The 18,135-nt window shown below is 49.4% G+C and carries 14 protein-coding genes; 10 read left to right on the top strand and 4 right to left on the bottom strand.

Annotated elements, in window-relative coordinates; all coding sequences use genetic code 11:
- The first annotated feature begins 1 nt into the window (after position 1).
- The 3 genes from proB (at position 2) to D0Y50_RS08790 (ending at position 3,348) form a co-directional block, all read left to right on the top strand.
- Positions 2-1,111: a glutamate 5-kinase gene (gene proB / locus D0Y50_RS08780; RefSeq protein ID WP_108566996.1), complete on the top strand. Its 1,110-nt coding sequence runs from the start codon at positions 2-4 to the stop codon at positions 1,109-1,111.
- Entirely contained in the window at positions 1,108-2,355 is a 1,248-nt protein-coding gene (locus D0Y50_RS08785) for a glutamate-5-semialdehyde dehydrogenase (RefSeq protein WP_108566997.1), read from the top strand. The genes proB and D0Y50_RS08785 overlap by 4 nt, the downstream gene beginning before the upstream one ends.
- Before the next feature lie 111 nt (positions 2,356-2,466).
- Positions 2,467-3,348: a mechanosensitive ion channel family protein gene (locus tag D0Y50_RS08790; RefSeq protein ID WP_117316504.1), complete on the top strand. Its 882-nt coding sequence runs from the start codon at positions 2,467-2,469 to the stop codon at positions 3,346-3,348.
- On the opposite strand, the gene D0Y50_RS08795 is transcribed toward D0Y50_RS08790, so the two are convergent.
- On the bottom strand, positions 3,345-3,899 hold the full coding sequence (locus D0Y50_RS08795; RefSeq protein WP_108566999.1) for an HNH endonuclease: 555 nt from the start codon (positions 3,897-3,899) through the stop codon (positions 3,345-3,347). The two genes, D0Y50_RS08790 and D0Y50_RS08795, sit on opposite strands and share 4 nt — an antisense overlap.
- 347 nt (positions 3,900-4,246) lie before the next feature.
- Between D0Y50_RS08795 and pnp the strand changes: the two genes are divergently transcribed.
- Both pnp and D0Y50_RS08805 read left to right on the top strand, forming a co-directional pair.
- The gene (pnp, locus tag D0Y50_RS08800) at positions 4,247-6,367 is read left to right on the top strand and encodes a polyribonucleotide nucleotidyltransferase (RefSeq protein WP_108567066.1); all 2,121 of its coding nucleotides are present in this window, start codon (positions 4,247-4,249) and stop codon (positions 6,365-6,367) included.
- A gap of 79 nt (positions 6,368-6,446) precedes the next feature.
- Positions 6,447-6,740, top strand: coding sequence for a DUF1244 domain-containing protein (locus D0Y50_RS08805; RefSeq protein WP_117318692.1), 294 nt, complete (start codon positions 6,447-6,449; stop codon positions 6,738-6,740).
- Between the two features lie 29 nt (positions 6,741-6,769).
- On the opposite strand, the gene cdd is transcribed toward D0Y50_RS08805, so the two are convergent.
- Positions 6,770-7,183, bottom strand: a complete 414-nt coding sequence (gene cdd, locus D0Y50_RS08810) for a cytidine deaminase (protein ID WP_108567000.1) — start codon at positions 7,181-7,183, stop codon at positions 6,770-6,772.
- Between the two features lie 167 nt (positions 7,184-7,350).
- Between cdd and nlpI the strand changes: the two genes are divergently transcribed.
- A complete protein-coding gene (gene nlpI / locus D0Y50_RS08815) occupies positions 7,351-8,238 on the top strand; it encodes a lipoprotein NlpI (protein ID WP_108567001.1) in 888 nt (295 codons plus the stop codon).
- 10 nt (positions 8,239-8,248) lie between these two features.
- Positions 8,249-9,715 carry a tetratricopeptide repeat protein gene (locus tag D0Y50_RS08820; RefSeq protein ID WP_117316506.1) on the top strand — a complete coding sequence of 489 codons (1,467 nt, stop codon included), beginning with the start codon at positions 8,249-8,251 and terminating at the stop codon, positions 9,713-9,715.
- 4 nt (positions 9,716-9,719) lie between these two features.
- Here the strand turns inward: D0Y50_RS08820 and cysZ are convergent, their stop codons facing one another.
- Positions 9,720-10,460: a sulfate transporter CysZ gene (cysZ, locus tag D0Y50_RS08825; protein WP_108567003.1), complete on the bottom strand. Its 741-nt coding sequence runs from the start codon at positions 10,458-10,460 to the stop codon at positions 9,720-9,722.
- A gap of 216 nt (positions 10,461-10,676) precedes the next feature.
- Here cysZ and smc point away from each other — a divergent pair, with 216 nt between their 5' ends.
- From smc to ligA, 3 genes are read left to right on the top strand one after another with little or no spacing between them, the layout of a single operon-like run.
- Positions 10,677-14,141, top strand: coding sequence for a chromosome segregation protein SMC (gene smc, locus D0Y50_RS08830; RefSeq protein ID WP_117316509.1), 3,465 nt, complete (start codon positions 10,677-10,679; stop codon positions 14,139-14,141).
- A gap of 20 nt (positions 14,142-14,161) precedes the next feature.
- Positions 14,162-15,421, top strand: coding sequence for a cell division protein ZipA (gene zipA, locus D0Y50_RS08835; protein WP_117316511.1), 1,260 nt, complete (start codon positions 14,162-14,164; stop codon positions 15,419-15,421).
- 51 nt (positions 15,422-15,472) lie between these two features.
- On the top strand, positions 15,473-17,509 hold the full coding sequence (gene ligA / locus D0Y50_RS08840; protein WP_117316513.1) for an NAD-dependent DNA ligase LigA: 2,037 nt from the start codon (positions 15,473-15,475) through the stop codon (positions 17,507-17,509).
- An 89-nt stretch (positions 17,510-17,598) separates the two neighbouring features.
- Here the strand turns inward: ligA and D0Y50_RS08845 are convergent, their stop codons facing one another.
- Entirely contained in the window at positions 17,599-18,129 is a 531-nt protein-coding gene (locus tag D0Y50_RS08845; RefSeq protein WP_117316515.1) for a DUF2062 domain-containing protein, read from the bottom strand.
- Positions 18,130-18,135 lie beyond the last annotated feature (6 nt).

An 18,135-nucleotide genomic window follows, 5' to 3' on the forward strand; every position in this document is an offset into this window, starting at 1 on the left:
TATGAATCGTGCAAATTGGAAACGAATTGTAATTAAAGTAGGCAGTGCACTTATTGCACCCAACAGACAAGGTTGCAGCAGCCACTATTTGCTAAGCATCGCGCAATTCATTGTCAAATGTCGAGCAGAAGGTATTCAGGTTGTACTGGTTTCTTCAGGTTCTGTAGCGGCAGGCTCACATCAGTTTAAAGCGCAAGACTCAGATGATATTGCGATTAAAAAGGCGATGGCGGCAGCGGGGCAAACCGAAATGATTTCAACCTGGGATCGGTTGTTTGATTTTCCTTCAGCACAAATCTTGCTGACCCATGCTGATCTGCGTGACCGGGAGCGGTATGTCAGTATTCGCGATACTCTGTTTAGCCTGTTAGACAATGATATTCTGCCCATTGTTAACGAAAACGATACGGTAACTACCGACAAGCTTAAAGTGGGTGATAACGATAATTTGTCGGCGATGGTGGCCGCAGCGGCGGATGCCGACTCGCTTATTATCTGTTCAGACATTGACGGGCTATACGATAAAAATCCGCATGAACACGATGATGCGAAGCTGTTGTCGTGGGTAGAAAATATTGACGAGAGTATCTATGCCATGGCGGGCGGTGCCGCCAAGGGCGGGGTAGGTACAGGTGGCATGCGCACCAAAATTGAAGCGGCCGAAAAAGCCGTCTCGCATGGTATAGATACATTTATTATCAATGGCTTTACTGAGCTGTCTTTTAATATGCTGTTAGAAGGTAAGAACCCGGGTACGCATTTCCAGGCGCACGAAGTCCCAATGAAAGAAAATGTACACTGGATGCGCCATACATCAAATGCCCAGGGGGAAGTCATCGTTGAAAGCAATTTTGCTGGCTCGTTAGGCGATGATTCGGAAAAACTTACCAGCAGCGAAATAGTCGACGTGAAAGGCGAGTTTTCTGTAGGCGACACAATACTTGTGCGCAAAAATGATGGAACCAAACTGGTGAAAGCCAGATCCAACTACAGTAGCTGTTTGCTTAACTTTATAGCAAAACAGGAAAACGAAGAGTTCGCTACCGAGTTTGAAGAAAAGACCGGTCCGATTATTTCGAATCAGCATCTGGCAAATTTGGAGAAAGAATGAGTTTAATTACACAGTTATCACAAGACGCGAAAAAAGCTGCACAGAAACTGGCAGTATTAGATACGGCAACCAAAAATACAATCTTACGCGATATGGCACAGGCCATTCGTAGCAATAAAGATGTCATTAAAGACGTCAATACGAAAGAAGTTGCGCGCGCCAAAGACAATAACCTGGACGCGTCGATGATCGACCGGTTAATTTTAGACGATGCCCGTATTGAAGATATGGCAGCGGGTATTGAAGTTATTATTGATTTGGACGATCCGGTAGGTGCCACTCGCGAATTCGGCACCCGGCCCAATGGCATTGAAATACGTAAAATGCGCATTCCGCTGGGCGTAGTCTGTATGATTTATGAAGCCAGACCCAATGTGACTGCCGATGCCGGCGCACTATGCTTTAAATCTGGTAATGCGGTTATTTTGCGTGGTGGTAAAGAGGCGTTAGATTCAAGCCTGGCCATTGCAGGTTTACTGCAAGATGTGCTTGAAAAGCATGGCCTGCCACGTGCACTCATTACCGTTGTGCCCAATCCGGACCGGGCCCTCATGCAAGAGCTAATGGAGCAGCGCGATTATATCGATGTGATTATTCCGCGCGGCGGCGAGGGCTTAATTAATTATGTCACTGAAAACTCTAAAGTGCCGGTTATTCAGCATTTTAAAGGGGTGTGTCATCTGTATGTAGATAAAGACGCCGACTTGGATAAAGCGCTTCAATTGCTATTAAATGGTAAAACACAGCGTACCGGTGTATGTAATGCACTAGAAGGGCTGGTAGTCCATCAGGCAGTTGCGGCAGATTTTCTTCCTAAGGTAGCTGCTGCATTCAAAGAGCACGGTGTTACCGTGCACGTTAATAAAGCCGGTAGCGAATACTTTGATGGCGCTGACGTGATTGATGAAACTCAGTACGGTGAAGAATACCTTGGGCTGGAAATTGCTATTCGGGTAGTGGATGACTTTGATGGTGCGCTGGAACATATTGCCCAGTTTGGCAGTAACCATACTGAAGTGATTTGTACTGAAGATAAAGCTGCTGCCCAGCATTTCCAGTTAGCCGTTGATGCTGCGGTGGTTATGGTTAATGCCTCTTCGCGCTTTTCCGACGGTAGCCAGTTAGGGCTAGGGGCAGAGATTGGTATTGCTACTACCAAACTTCATGCCTACGGGCCGATGGGTCTTGAATCGTTAACGGCAGAAAAATACCTGGTTAACGGTGAGGGTCAGATCAGAAATTAACTGGTCAGCATTGTTAGGCGAAGCGGCTTTCGTCATAATGAACACCGGGCTTAGTGCCCGGTGTTTTTTTATGCGCATCAAAAACTTATTTCATGCTACAGGAGAGCAGGCGTGCCGTACGATATACAACCGCTTTGGCAACAGACGCTGACATTCACAGCCGACTACAAGTTACTTACCTCGGCGGTCATTGTCGTATTGTTTCTGGTGGCACAGCGGTTAACACTCAAAGTGATAAGGTATCGCAGCCGCCGCAAAGGTGAAGATCGCCGCCATACGCTTAATTTGCTTGAACAAATCAGCAATGGCTGCCTGTTTGTACTGTTAATAATGGTGTGGAGCTCTGAAATTCAGAGTCTGGCCATTTCTATCGCCGCCTTTATGGTGGCCATTGTTATCGCTATGCGCGAATTCATTCAGTGTTTTCTGGGTTTTATTTATTACCTGGGGGCGAAGCCATTTCGGGTGGGTGATTGGGTCCAAATGAATCAGGCCGTGGGTGAAGTGGTGGAAATGGATTGGGCCAAAACAGCTTTGCTGGAAGTTGACCCCGATACTTATTCGTATACTGGTAAACACGTCTATGTTCCCAACAGCCAATTGGTCACGCAAAGTGTACGTAATCTAAACTTCTTACGGCGCTACAATTTGCACGCTTTTAGTATTACCTGTGAACCCCAGGTTAACCCCTATAGCCTGTTACCTGCGTTCATTGCCCGCGCCAAAGCTCACTGCGAATTTTATCGCGATGTAGCTGAGCGGTATAAAGGATTGATTGAACGCCATCTGGATGTTGAATTTATCCATATTGACCCGACCATTGGTGTCTCTACCAACGAGATGGCTCATTTAGTCATTACGGTGGAACTCTTTTGTCCTACCGCCGAAGCCCACGACCTGCAGCAGAAAATTTCGGCAGACTGGATGAACCTTTGGCACCGCGCCCTGGCCGAGTTGAAAGAAGGAAGAGAGCCGGAGCTTATCGAGGCTTAAACCGCTACATCCCATCGGCGATGATGGGTAAAATGGCTGCTCAGAAAATTCATTTGATCAGCCAATATACGGCGGTTCATTAAATAAAAACGCTCGTATACATTCGGTCTGAACGGGACGGCCAACAGTGGCATATTGGCTTCTTCGGGGGTGCGGGCGCCTTTCGCATGGTTACAACGCTGGCACGCGCTAGCCACGTTTGTCCAGCTATCACGCCCGCCACGCGAACGCGGTACAATATGATCCCGGGTTAATACCGCAGGCGCAAACCGGTTGCCACAGTACAGACACAGGCAGTCGTCGCGGCGAAATAAATAGCGGTTAGTTAAGGCTACTTTACCGGAAATATCCGTTACCTTCCCTTCGCAGGCAATAATTGTAGATAACTTCAATCGGCTTTGTTCGCCAAGTCGGTTCCAGCCACCGTGCAGTACCCGATGCCCTTCGCCCAATTCAAATAACACCTTATCCTGACAATATAATCGCGCGGCTTGTTCAGGGTTCATCCATTCCTGGGGCATACCTGCTTTGTTCAGTCTTAGTATTAGCATGACAACTCTCCACAGTGCTTATCTCTAGCATACGCCTTTATATTGCAAATTGATGAAAAAATGCACGTATTAGATGAATTTAACGCTGTATTTATCCGCTGACAAGCTCAGCGCAGAGGTCGCTATGTGTCAGGATACTTGGCACAAAGGGCGATGGCTGATAGGGTAACGGCACCTTGACATGGGCAATGGTCAAAATTGTCTGTGCAATCACGTTATTTTATACTCGGTGAGTAGCTTTTCGCGCGGGCCTGAACACATTTGCAATGGTATTGACCGGGTTTCAAAGCTATACTATGCACCGCGTTGAAAAGCGAAATATAAAGACAGATATTAAAGGACAACTAGTGACTCCTATTACTAAATCATTTCAGTATGGTCAACATACTGTGACTTTGGAGACCGGCGTAATTGCCCGTCAGGCTACCGCAGCTGTAATGGCCAGCATGGACGACACGTCCGTATTGGTAACGGTAGTGGGTAAAAAAGAAGCCAAAGCCGATCAGGATTTCTTCCCGTTAACGGTTAACTACCAAGAAAAAACCTATGCCGCGGGTAAAATCCCAGGCGGTTTTTTCAAGCGTGAGGGACGTCCTTCTGAAGGCGAAACACTGACCGCACGTCTAATCGACCGTCCTATTCGTCCACTGTTCCCTGAAGGGTTCAAAAACGAAGTGCAGGTAGTAGTAACGGTCATGTCGGCTAACCCTGAAATTCCAACTGATATCGTATCGTTGATTGGTACGTCGGCCGCGTTAGCGATCTCAGGTATTCCATTTAATGGTCCAATTGGTGCAGCGCGTGTTGGCTACACAAATGGCGAATACATTCTTAATACCCGTGTTTCTGAACAAGCTGAAAGTCAGCTTGATCTGGTTGTAGCCGGAACGCAGGGCGCGGTATTGATGGTTGAGTCGGAAGCAGATGTGCTATCTGAAGACATCATGCTGGGTGCTGTTATGTTCGGTCACGAGCAATTACAAGCAGTCGTCTCTGCGGTAAATGAATTTGCCAGCGAAGTGGCCACTCCAGCATGGGATTGGCAGCCAGCAGCAGAAAACACAACTTTGAAAGAAAAAATCAAAGCAGCTGCTCAGTCCGGTATGACAGAAGCGTATCAAATCTCTGATAAACTGGCGCGTAAAGAGGCAATTACCGCGGTAAACGAGAAAGTGGTTGCGGAAATTACCGCCGCTGATGAAAACCAGGATAAGAAAGAAATTCTGGACTTACTGCATGAGCTGGAAAGTGACGTAGTACGTTCACGTATCCTGTCGGGTGAACCTCGTATTGATGGCCGTGATCCTGCGATGATTCGCGCCCTGGACGTGGCGACGGGTATTTTACCACGGACCCACGGTTCCGCTCTGTTTACCCGTGGCGAGACGCAAGCAATTGTTGCCGCTACTCTGGGTACGGAACGCGATGCACAGATGATTGATGAGTTGCAAGGTCGTCGTGATAGCCGTTTCATGTTGCATTACAACTTCCCTCCATACTGTGTGGGCGAAACCGGTATGATTGGTTCGCCGAAGCGTCGCGAAATCGGCCATGGCCGTCTTGCTAAGCGTGGCATCCAGGCAGTTATGCCAAGTGAAGAAGAATTCCCGTACGTAGTGCGGGTGGTATCTGAAATCACTGAATCAAACGGTTCGTCGTCAATGGCTTCGGTTTGCGGTACCTCTCTGGCACTAATGGATGCGGGTGTACCAATTAAAGCCTCGGTAGCGGGTATTGCTATGGGTCTGGTGAAAAGCGATGATAATTTCGTTGTGTTATCAGATATTCTGGGTGATGAAGATCATCTGGGCGATATGGACTTTAAAGTGGCCGGTACCACGGGTGGTATTACTGCACTGCAAATGGATATCAAAATCGAGGGTATCACGCAGGAAATTATGCAGATCGCCCTTAAACAGGCAAAAGAGGCCCGTTTACATATCCTGAATGTGATGGACGAAGCCATTGGCGGCCACCGTGAAGAGCTAAGTGAATACGCCCCACGTATCTACACCATGAAAATCGATCAGGACAAGATCCGCGATGTTATTGGTAAAGGTGGCGCGATGATTCGTCAGATTACCGAAGAGTCTGAAACGAACATCGAAATTGAAGACGATGGTACTATCAAAATCTTCGCCACTGAACGTGCTAAAGCGGATATCGCCATTAGTCGGATAGAGCAGGTTACTGCAGAAATCGAGGTAGGTAAAACCTATCACGGTAAAGTTACCCGTATCGTTGATTTTGGTGCATTTGTAGAAGTATTACCAGGTAAAGAAGGCCTGGTGCATATCTCTCAAATCGCCCATGAGCGGGTTAACAAAGTAACCGATTATTTGTCAGAAGCGCAAATGATTGATGTTAAAGTAATGGAAATTGATCGTCAGAACCGCGTGCGTCTGAGCATCAAAGAATTACTTGAAAAGCCTGCCCCTAAATCTGAAGGTGGCGAACAAGGCGAGTAAGTCCTACGCCCTGATGGGCGCCGGATGGTATTACAACAAAAAGGGGCGTTAGCCCCTTTTTTTAATGGAAGATTTTATAATGAACCAACAAACCCAAACTGAGGTGGAAGCCGCCGCATTTCGCCGTTTACTCACGCATTTGGACGAGCATAAAGAAGCTCAGAACATTGACCTGATGATTCTGGCCGATTTTTGCCGTAATTGTCTGGCTAAGTGGTATATGGCAGAAGCGCAGGAGCGCGGCGAAACAATGAGTTACGATGAAGCGCGCGAAGTTGTTTATAAAATGCCGTATGCGCAGTGGAAGGAGCATCACCAATTGCCTGCTACAAAAGAGCAGCTTGAGGCATTAGAAGCCCGAAACAACACGTAACGAGCCTGGTTACCATCACCCAGATACTGTTATTGAGGTGAGGCTAAATCAGCGCTTCGAAAGGCGTAGGGTAATAAGTCAGCCATAGTGAGGACATTGCGCTCACCCTGTTTTGTGACCATAATTACCTGGGCAGAGTCCGCTGCGAATTCAGCTATTTTTTGCCGACAGCCGCCACAGGGATAACAAAACTCGTTGTTCGGGCTGGCAATAACAATGGCATCGATTTCTTCTGCACCTGCGCAAATCATATTTCCAATGGCGGTAGCTTCGGCGCATTGCCCCAGTGGATACGCGGCGTTTTCGACATTGCAGCCGGCGTGGGTAGTGGCGTGCTTACTGAGTACGGCAGCGCCCACCTTAAAGCCGGAGTAGGGCGCGTGTGCGTTCGCTTGTGCTGCATATGCAAGATCAATCAATTGTTGTAGTTTTTTACTGTCCATACGGTACCTGTGGTGGGGTAGATATACTTTACTTTTAAGAACAAATAGGCGAAGGTTGCGCGTGTCATAACTGGCGACGGCGAGTCATCTTCATCAGGCCGCTCCAGCATAACGGGCAAATATGTGTCTTTGTCTTTTTCTTAATTTTTAGTGATGCCATTTTTAACATGCACAAAACCATAAGTCTCATTCTTTTTTCGCTGGCGATGTTGCAACTTGCTGGTTGCGCTAAGACTTCCGCACCCACCGCCGGTGGACAAATGGGCAATCTGCTGTTGGCTGAGCCAATGCCGGTTAGTCCGCGTTCTCAGTTAGCCATTGTGCGCTACAACCAGGTACTGGCCAGCGCCGAACTTGAGGAGCAGGAGCGCGCTGAATTGCATTATCAGCGTGGTATGCTGTATGACAGCGTTGGGCTTGGTGGCCTGGCTCAATTCGATTACAGTCAGGCGCTCCAGCTTAAGCCAGATATGGCAGAAGCGTATAATTCTATCGGTATCCATTTTATTCAGCAAAATGAATTTATTCAGGCGTATGAGGCATTCGACTCTACGCTGGATATAAACCCTGACTACGATTTTGCGTTTTTGAATCGCGGTATTGCGCTGTATTACGGTGAACGAACTGATTTAGCCAGTAAAGACCTAACCAGGTTTTATGAAATGGATGCCAGCGATCCGTTTCGCGCCCTGTGGGTATATTTCGCCCGCGCGAAAGACGACCCCATTGCCGGCACTGCGTATCTGGCGCAAATAAGAGATGATTTGGACCAGCAACATTGGGCTATTCAGATAGTCGACTTGTTTCTAGGCAATGCTAGTGAAGCCGATCTGCTAAGTGGGCTGTTGGAAGGAGTCTCAAGCCAGCGCACCTTGACCGAACGGTTGTGCGAGGCTTATTTTTATCTTGGTAAATACCACAGTGCACAAGACAATAAAGGCAAGGCCGCCAACTATTTCAAGTTAGCATTAAGTACCAATGTCTATGATTATGTGGAGCATCGCTACGCCAGATTAGAGCTAAACCGTTTACGTCAACCTGACGATTTAGACTGATACGACGTTTATGCGTGGAATGATTATTGCCTTGCTGGCACTGGTGCTGGTGAGCGCCGACGCGGCTCATTACGTCCCCCAATTGTTGGCCAATGCCCAGACTTCTGCTAATCCGGCTCCGTTGCTATGGGAGGCCTCGCAAACCGGTAGCAAGCGCGCCCAACAGGCTTTGGTGGACTATGCCGAAAGACATCACAAACCTTTTTGGCTGGAAAAACTGGTTGGGCTGAAAAACCCTGCTGCCGCCTGGGCGCTATATCAGCGCATGCCCCTGGACAATCGCCAACCTGCGTTATTAAGCTTAGCAGCTAACGGCAACGTGCCTGAAGCACAGTTGGCGTTAGCAATGTCGACAGATACGCCAGAACAGCGCGAAAAATGGTTAGTCAAAGCCGCTAAACAACAATATTTACCTGCCCAGGCAGCACTGGCGGACTGGTATCTATTAAACCAGGCTCCCGCCAAAGCCCGGCAATGGCTGGTAAAAACGGCTGAACAGTACCCGCAAAGTGCGTACCAGTTAGGCCGCTTGCTATGGGACGAAGGAAAATTTACAAAAGGCAAAGCGTTGTTAGGACAGGCGGCCTCGCAGGGTCACGAACTGGCGCAGCGCCTGACGCAGGTATTGTCGGTATATAAACCCGTTCGGCCCGCCAGCGTGGGTGCGGCGAATTGGCCTGAGCAGCAGCAATGCCGACAACGAATTCAGATGTTTGCGACCTCATTGTCAAGTATTGAACGAGCCAGCCAGTTGTATCGACAGTTTGCCGGCGATAAACGTCTCGCTAGCTTACCCCTGTGCATTCAGCCTCCTGTCTGGCTGGCGAATAACACACTAAAATGTGACAGTAATCTGGATAACAGCGGCCGGCTGGGCTGTGATTTACGGCCTCTGGCAGGGGCAATTGAACAGCGCGATGCCACCCATATTATTGTGGTGGCGGACCTGGGCAAGGCTAATGTGCATAACGGAGCAATGTATCTGGACCTATCCGACAGTTATTCTGTGATGGTGCACGAGCTGGCTCACTTTGCTGGCTTTATTGATGAATACCCGTTACCCAGCCCGGTAGCCCAGCAACATTGTACGCAACCCGATGCGCCTAATCTGGTCACCCATGGCAAGCTTACTTACGCGCCCCAATCTACCTTGGAGCGCTGGCAGAATGTGTCTGGTGCCTTACAGATTGCACCCTCTAAAACCTGTGAGGCTATTGGCCAGCCGGCATACAAGCCCAGCCAGCAAATAACCTTTTTAGAGCATCATGACAGTGGCGTGATCCCCGGCCTGTACCTGCAACTGTGGCAGCAACAGCTTGCCCGGCCTGATCAACAACGCCCAATTTATATGAATCTGTTTCAACGGTTTCACTATGCCGGCAATACGCCTCAGGCGGGTAAGTGGTTGAAAAAATATAATTCATTCAACTCAGCTGATAAGCCGACCTCATCCTCTACCAAGGCGCTGGAAGAATAGCGCGTTATGGTTTCACCTGGTGTTTTAGCTCGTTAACCCACATATGGGTTGCGCCACAAATTGCCACCGGCATAACCACGAAATTAAGCACCGGTACCAACGAAAATATATTGACCATTATACCAAACGATAATGCCTTGGATTTATGTCCGGCCAAATGCTGGCGCATCGCTTTAAACGGTACCTTGTGATTATCATAAGGATAATCACAATAAACAATGGCCTGCATCCAGGCAGAAAATAAGAACCATACTATCTGGCCAATTATCGGCACCAGCAAAAATAGCAGGAAAAAACCTATCGCTCTGGGCATGTACCAAACAAACTTAGCCGCTTCGCGTCCCAGCGTACGGGGAATATCTTTAATTAAACTTAATACCCCTTCGTCACCCAAATCCTGACCGGTTAAATGTCGTTCTACTTTCTCTGCCAGAATGCCGTTAAATGGTGCAGCAATCCAGTTCGCCAGGGTCCCGAAAATCAACCCAAAGACCAGCAATACACTGATCACTGCAATGGGCCATAACAGAAATTCCAAGCCGGTTTTTAACCAGCCAAGCCATTGGGGTATCAGGCTCAGCAGCCAGGTAATGGCGCTGCCTATTTCACCGAACAAAAAATAAAAGGCCACACTGAACAGTAATAAATTTACTACCAGCGGCACCAGCACAAAACGCTTTAAACCCTTTGTACGGATTAATGAAAATCCACTGGAAAAATACCCTATACCACTGCGCGAAACCATATTTACTCCACTATACTTTAAGACGTATTAGTATACAGGCTAACGCCCTGCATAACTCAAATGCGAATTGTTACAGCCTGTGACTTCTGATAAAGTCAAAAGATAATAACAAATCCAATGCGTTAGTTCTGATCGCTGTGACAACACTCCACTTTTACTCGAGGCACTTTCTGGTGAATCAACCATTGGCAGAGAACATCATGCTGGCCAGCGTTTATGCGTCTTAAAAAAATCAGACTTGCCGGCTTTAAGTCGTTTGTAGACCCCACCAATATTCCGTTTCCGGGCGATATGACCGCCATCGTGGGGCCAAATGGGTGCGGCAAATCTAACGTAATAGATGCGGTACGTTGGGTGCTGGGTGAAAGCTCAGCAAAAAATTTGCGCGGCGATGCGATGACCGATGTTATTTTTAACGGCTCCTCGGCCCGTAAGCCGGTTGGCCAGTGTAGCGTCGAGCTGGTGTTTGATAACAGCGCGGGCCGCATTACGGGCGAATACGCTGCGTTTAACGAACTGTCCGTCAAGCGCCTGGTAACGCGCGAAGCGCAGTCTAGTTATTTTTTAAACGGTACGCGGTGTCGACGTAAAGATGTTACAGACTTGTTTTTAGGTACCGGCCTGGGTCCGCGTAGCTACGCCATAATAGAACAGGGAATGATTTCCCGGCTGATTGAATCCAAGCCTCAGGAACTCAGAGTTTTTTTGGAAGAAGCGGCGGGCGTATCTCGGTATAAAGAGCGTCGGCGCGAAACTGAAAACCGTATAAGTCATACTAAAGATAACCTGGAACGTCTGGATGACGTTCGGGCAGAGCTGGGACGCCAGCTTGACAAGTTGTCTCGCCAGGCTGCCGCGGCCCAACGTTATAAGACGCTTAAGGCTGAAGAACGCAGTTATCGGGCCCAGTTAGCGGCCATGCGATGGATGGCCCATAATGAAAAAATGGAAGCGGTACGGGCACAGCAGCAGCACGAGCAGCGCGAACTTGACGCATTGCAGGTGCAACTGCGAAGTGGCGAAGCCGGCCTTACCAGTAAGCTGGAAAAGGCCGCAGAATTAAAAGCTGTACTGGATGATAACCAACATAAAAAATTCACGCTGACAACTTCTATTACCCGCATAGAACAAGACCGGCTACATCATCAACAGCGTACCACGCAGCTTACCCGCGAACTTGCCGAACTTAACGAGCAACATACCAGCTTGCAAGACGAGATGGCGCAAACTGAAGCCGCCCTAACCGAGGCCCAGGGTGCATTGCAGCGCTATAGTCCAGAATTGGCGCTACTGGATGCCAGGCTGGAACAAAGTGAAGACAATCAGCAGCACAGTGAAGCCCGGCTACGGGACTATCAGCAGCAAGTGCGCGATACTGAGCAGCGCTACCAACACGTTAAACAGCAAGTGGCGCAATTTCATAGTAAAATAGAGGCCACCGCGGGTATGCAGCAACGCACGCATCAGCGTATAGGCCAACTGCAAGAGGCCCTTAGCGGCTGCGATAAAGTGGTACTTCAGGCGCAGCTGGACGAGGTTGATTCACAGTGTGCGCAGCTAAGCCGGGACGTCGTTCACCTCGAGGAACGGGTTGACGCCACTCAACAGGCGTTAGCGATAGCTCAGCAAGAGCAACACGAAGCCGCCCACAGGCTCGATCTGAGTAAAGGGGAATTACAAGATTCTCGCGCCAGCCTGGCGGCCCTTAATACATTAGCCCAGACCCGCGCCGCCGCCGAGCCTGCCGGTGAACAGTTTTCACCGGCATGGCAGCACATTGCCATAGCGCCCCAGTGGGCAAAAGCAGCGCAGGCGGTGCTGGCTTATTTTCATGACCCAATCATAGCGAATACGCCGCAAGGCCACGCTTTTGACAATCTTGCGCTACCCGATGGCACGTTACTATGGCTCGACTCACAGCTTAGCGACCAGCCTGTACCGGATTCCCTGGCTGCTTATTTGTTACCGCATAGCGCGATACCGGCGGTGTTTAATCAAATTAAACCGGTATCTACGCTGGCCGAGGCCATTAGCGAGATCAGCGAGTTAACCGATGAACAGCTCCTAGTGACGGCTCAGGGTCAACTGTTAACCGCAGGCTGGATTTATCAGTATGGCGACGACACGGGCCAAGGGGCATTAGAAGTTGCCATGCAAATCGAGCGCTTAACGGGGGAGGTCGCCAGGCTCGATGGCGAGGTAGCGCAGGCGCGACAGACATGGCAGAACACCGATGCAGCACGGCAGGACGCTGATGAAGCCGTCAAGGCCAGTGCCAGTGCATTACAACATGCCCAGCTTGCGCTAACCAACCAGCAGCACAAAAGTAGTATGCTAAATGAGGAAATCCGCCGCCAGAATAGCCGGAGTGAACAGCTCACCGATGAGCTCAAACAACAAACCATGCTCATGCAGGAAGAAACCGACGAGATAGACTTGCTGAGCGAACAATTGTCAGTCGCCAGTGAACAATTAGCGCAATACGGTGAGCAAAGAGAGCACTGTCAGGCTACAAAAGAACAACTGGAAGGGCAACTGGCGCATCATCGGCAAGCGGTGGTGCAGTGCCAGCAGGAACGCCATCAGTTACAACTGACCGTGCAGCAATACGAAAACAATGTGGCCCGGCAACAAGATAACCTGCAGCGTTTTGAGCAGCGCTACCAGGAACAGGAAGCGCGCCAACAGCGGCTGCAGCATGAATATGACTCACTTAGCGCGCCACTGGCACAACAGCAGCAAACATTACAGCAGTTATTAGCTGATAAAGAAGCGCTGGATAAGCAAATGCAGATAAGTCGTAGCGAGCTACAGGCGCTGGAAACCTTTATTGATGACGCACGTAAAACGCAACAAGATATAAGCAGTCGACTGGCCAGTCGCCAGACGGGGATCGACGGGTTGACTATCGAAATTGAGTCAATACGGGCGCGGGCTGATGCGGTATTGGAACAGCTAAGTGAGGCTGGGCAGGCGCTTAAAGAGGTGCTTGAAAAACTACCGGCAGATGCGCACGAAACACAATGGCAGTCGCAGTTGGAACAAACCGCAGCGGCGCTGGGTAAGTTGGGTGCAGTGAACCTTGCCGCAGTAGAAGAGTATGAAATACAAGCCGAGCGTAAACAGCATCTGGATACTCAGTTTGATGACTTAACCCTGGCGCTGGAGACATTGCAAAGCGCGATTAGAAAGATTGATAAAGAAACCCGGACGCGTTTCTCTGCCACTTTTGATCAGGTAAATAGCGATTTACAAGCGTTATTCCCTAAAGTATTTGGCGGGGGCTCAGCCTACCTGGACCTAACCGGCGACGATATGTTGGAAACCGGTGTAACCATCATGGCCAGGCCGCCAGGTAAGAAAAATAGCACGATTCATCTATTAAGCGGTGGAGAAAAAGCGTTAACCGCTTTATCATTGGTATTTGCTATTTTCAGATTAAATCCGGCACCATTTTGTCTGCTGGATGAGGTAGATGCGCCATTGGATGACGCTAATGTAGGTCGCTTTTGCAACCTGGTTTCACAAATGTCATCCTCGGTGCAATTTATTTATATCACCCATAATAAGATTGCTATGGAAATGGCTACGCATCTTACTGGTGTTACTATGGCTGAACCTGGTGTTTCGCGCATGGTGGCAGTGGATGTGGATGAAGCCATGGCATTTGTAGAAGCATAACAAAGGGCGACTTAATTAAGATGGAAGATGAACTACGTCTGTCATTACTGGTAGTAGGCACAATCATTATTGTTGCAGTGCTGGCTCACGGTATTTGGAAAATCAGAAAAAATAATGGTCATTCGACAAGACGCAATCGAGTCGAGCCTGGCCAGTGGGATGAAGCCCGCCACAGTGATGACGGCGATTATCAGGATAAAGGCTGGCATATTAATAGTGCAGACAGCAACCTGGATAGCCCCTCAGGGCAGCATGATTTTGACGAGCTTGGTGTGGGCAAAGTACGGGTTGTAGGCGGTGCCACAGCCTCTTCTGAGCAGCACAATGAGAGCACTGGCGGCCGCTCTTCCCCGTCCAGTAATGCTGGTTCAGAGTCGGGTAATACAGCCAGTGAACAAACGAAGCCGGCTGCTGCTTCGGATGTATCAGGCGCCGCCTCGCAAGGTAAAAGTGATGCGGAAAAACAACAACTATACGGCTCAGTAGTCAGTAATCCTAAGCCGCATATGCAAAAGCCGTCGGGCGCGCATTCTGAACACGACAATGAAAGCGATCATCTACCGGAACCGCCAGGTTTCTTATTAAAAGAAAAACACGGAGCGGGGGCGTCAACGGCAGCCGGCGAAGTCGATGATTTTAGCCTGGATGCGCCAGGCCCGGGCCAGACGGAAGCTGACGAAGATAGCAACAGCCAAACCTTGCGTAAAACCCGCGGTTATCGGCAACGGCAGGAACCCAATTTCGGTGATGATCAGATGCGTATTGATTTTGATGATACGCCAGCTGCACCGGGGGCGCAGCGTCGCGAGCCCGAACAGGCCACGCCGTCTGCCGCCACGAAGCCTGTGCAGCAGGAAGTGCTGGTATTAAACGTCAGAGCTACAGAAGATAATCCTATCTCGGGTGCAGCCTTGTTACCGATGCTGCTTACCCTGGGCTTTAAATTTGGCGATCAGGATATTTTTCATCGGCATGTCAATTCCAATGGGAAAGGGCCGGTGCTGTTTAGCCTGGCAAATATGTTCAAACCGGGTGTGTTTGATATCGACAATCTGGAAACCTTTACTACGGTGGGGGTCTCATTATTTATGATATTGCCGATAGAAGGCGAGGCACACCAGGTTTTCAACATGATGCATAATGCAGCAAGAAAAATTGCTGAAGAATTTGGTGCACAGGTATTGGATGGGCGGCGCAGCGTGTTGACCAAGCAGGGATTGCAACAATACTTCGAAAAAATCAGGGATTTTGAGCGGCGCAGAATGCTCTCGCGCGCATAGGTTTAGTCAGGGCCATCCTCTTCGGGTGGCCTTTTCATTTAAAAGTAAGTTATGTCTGATAAATCACAATCACCAGAAGTACAAATAAATACGCTGCGAAAAACCCTTCGCCACTATAATCATGAATATTATGTGATGGATACGCCCAGCGTTCCTGATGCAGAATATGACCGCCTGATGCAGCAGCTTATTGAATTGGAACAAGCGCACCCGCAATTTGCCAGCGCGCAATCACCCAGTCAAAAAGTCGGTGGCGCCCCGCTCAGCGCGTTCACCCAGGTAACCCACGAAGTACCCATGCTGTCGTTGGATAACGCTTTTGATGAAGCTTCGTTGTTAGCCTTTGAAAAGCGTTTACGGGATCGGTTGAAAACACCGCAATCCTTTGTATTTAGCTGTGAACCCAAGCTTGATGGCTTGGCAGTTAGTTTGCTGTATGAAAACGGGGAACTGGTGCGGGCTGCCACCCGGGGCGACGGCCAGGTAGGGGAAAACATTACCCAAAATGTTCGCACAATTGGTAATATTCCGCTGAGGCTGGAGTCTGCTGAATTACCCCAACGGGTAGAAATTCGTGGTGAAGTATTCATTCCTAGAGCAGGGTTTGAAAAACTTAATGCCCGGCAAAAAGCGTTAGGGGCCAAAGTTTTTGCTAACCCGCGCAATGCGGCAGCGGGAAGTTTACGCCAGCTCGACCCCAAAATTACGGCAAAACGGCCGCTTATGTTTTATGCCTATTCTTTGGGGCTGGTTACACCCGAAGATTTTAGTTTGCCTGCTACGCATAGTGAACGGCTTGCTTTGGTAGCCCAATGGGGCATTCCTCTGTGCCCGCAAATAGATACGGCGACGGGCGGTAAAGGCTGTTTGGAATATTATGAGCGGATCCTCAAAGCCCGCGATACGTTGGCGTATGATATTGATGGTGTAGTATTTAAAGTTGACGATATCAGCTTGCAACACCAACTTGGATTTGTTGCCCGGGCGCCGCGTTGGGCCATTGCGCAAAAGTTCCCGGCACAGGAAGAGATGACGCGGCTGCAGGCAGTTGAATTTCAGGTAGGCCGTACAGGCGCAATTACCCCGGTGGCAAAACTTGATCCGGTTTTTGTCGGGGGCGTCACCGTATCTAATGCTACGCTGCATAATCAGGATGAAATCAATCGCCTCGGTGTGATGGTGGGCGATACTGTGGTGATTCGCCGTGCCGGCGATGTTATCCCGCAAGTGGTGTCGGTGGTATTACCCCAACGCCCGGCCGACGCAACGCTTATCGCATTTCCTAGCCAATGCCCGGTTTGCCAGTCGCAGGTAGAAAAACTTGCCGATGAGGCAGTGGCCAGGTGTACCGGCGGGTTGATTTGCCCGGCTCAACGCAAGCAAGCGTTAAAGCATTTTGCTTCGCGCAAAGCTATGGATATCGACGGCCTGGGCGATAAGCTCATTGACCAGTTGGTTGACGCCGATATGGTGACCAGCCCGGCTGATTTTTTCGATCTTACCGTTTCACAGCTTATCAGCCTGGAAAGAATGGCTGAAAAATCTGCATCGAAGTTACTGATCGCCTTAGAGAACGCTAAACAGACCACCCTGGCGAAGTTTCTGTATGCGCTGGGTATTCGCGAAGTCGGTGAGTCTACGGCTAATAATCTGGCAATCCATTTCACCAGCCTTGAGGCTGTTATGCAGGCCGACGTGGAGGCGCTGCAGCAGGTAAACGATGTAGGGCATATCGTGGCTCAGCACGTATACAATTTTTTCAATGAAGAACACAATACCAACATTGTTCAGGCATTAATCAACGCAGGTATACATTGGCCGGCTATTGAAGCGCCTTCTGGCGATCTGCCGCTGGACGGTCAAACTTGTGTATTAACGGGCTCGTTGGTGCAAATGAGCCGTAACGAAGCAAAAGCATTATTACAGCAATTGGGCGCCAAAGTAGCCGGTTCTGTATCGGCAAAAACTGACTTTTTAGTGGCGGGCGACAAGGCCGGGTCAAAATTGACCAAAGCGCAGGAACTCAATGTGGCAGTTTGGGAAGAGCAGGAGCTGGTTGACTATTTAACCCGCCAGGGCGTCCTGTAAGCCCGGTAAGTACTTTCCTCTGGACGCTGCGCTCGCAGCGTCTGCTGTTGTCTTAAATGCTGTTTTTATCTTAGTCGTCAACGGGAAGATTATTGTGCGTTACGCTTGGCGCGCGCTTGCCGTCTGGCTTCCCAGGCTTTTTTCACCGAAAAGCACCACACCATATTCAGGCCAAAGTACCCTATAATTCCGGCCACCACTGAGCATATCGCGCAGCCCACCACAAAGGCCGGGCCTATAGTGCTGATACTTTCCACCACCCATTGCCAGCTAAACTGAAATTCAAAGTGTGTCGGTTCGGACCCAAGTACAGTCGTGCCCACCTTATAAGCGGCGTAGAATATAGGTGGCATAGTAAAGGGATTAGTTATCCATACTGTTGCTACCGACAATGGCAGATTTGCTCGAAAGGGAATCGCGGTAGCCGCTGACAGCCACATTTGAAACGGCACTGGCCAGAAGGCAAAAAATAACCCGATACCAAAAGCGCCTCTGGCTGAACGACGGTTCAGATGCCAAAGGTTGGGCTCATGAAGAACAGTACCGAAAATCTTTAACGCACGATTACGTTTGATTGTCTGGTGGTCCGGCAAAAATCGTTTAATAAATTTTCTTGGCATAACTGG

The sequence above is a fragment of the Salinimonas sediminis genome, assembly GCF_003429285.1.
Classification (GTDB): Bacteria; Pseudomonadota; Gammaproteobacteria; order Enterobacterales; family Alteromonadaceae; genus Alteromonas; species Alteromonas indica.

What these genes read in the sequence shown, in the direction of transcription:
- D0Y50_RS08785 (WP_108566997.1), top strand. Translation starts at nt 1,108, where the DNA reads ATGAGTTTAATTACACAGTTATCACAAGACGCGAAAAAAGCTGCACAG.
- D0Y50_RS08845 (WP_117316515.1), bottom strand. Translation starts at nt 18,129, where the DNA reads ATGCCAAGAAAATTTATTAAACGATTTTTGCCGGACCACCAGACAATC.
- nlpI (WP_108567001.1), top strand. Translation starts at nt 7,351, where the DNA reads ATGCACAAAACCATAAGTCTCATTCTTTTTTCGCTGGCGATGTTGCAA.
- cysZ (WP_108567003.1), bottom strand. Translation starts at nt 10,460, where the DNA reads ATGGTTTCGCGCAGTGGTATAGGGTATTTTTCCAGTGGATTTTCATTA.
- zipA (WP_117316511.1), top strand. Translation starts at nt 14,162, where the DNA reads ATGGAAGATGAACTACGTCTGTCATTACTGGTAGTAGGCACAATCATT.
- D0Y50_RS08795 (WP_108566999.1), bottom strand. Translation starts at nt 3,899, where the DNA reads ATGCTAATACTAAGACTGAACAAAGCAGGTATGCCCCAGGAATGGATG.
- smc (WP_117316509.1), top strand. Translation starts at nt 10,677, where the DNA reads ATGCGTCTTAAAAAAATCAGACTTGCCGGCTTTAAGTCGTTTGTAGAC.
- proB (WP_108566996.1), top strand. Translation starts at nt 2, where the DNA reads ATGAATCGTGCAAATTGGAAACGAATTGTAATTAAAGTAGGCAGTGCA.
- ligA (WP_117316513.1), top strand. Translation starts at nt 15,473, where the DNA reads ATGTCTGATAAATCACAATCACCAGAAGTACAAATAAATACGCTGCGA.
- D0Y50_RS08820 (WP_117316506.1), top strand. Translation starts at nt 8,249, where the DNA reads ATGCGTGGAATGATTATTGCCTTGCTGGCACTGGTGCTGGTGAGCGCC.
- D0Y50_RS08805 (WP_117318692.1), top strand. Translation starts at nt 6,447, where the DNA reads ATGAACCAACAAACCCAAACTGAGGTGGAAGCCGCCGCATTTCGCCGT.
- cdd (WP_108567000.1), bottom strand. Translation starts at nt 7,183, where the DNA reads ATGGACAGTAAAAAACTACAACAATTGATTGATCTTGCATATGCAGCA.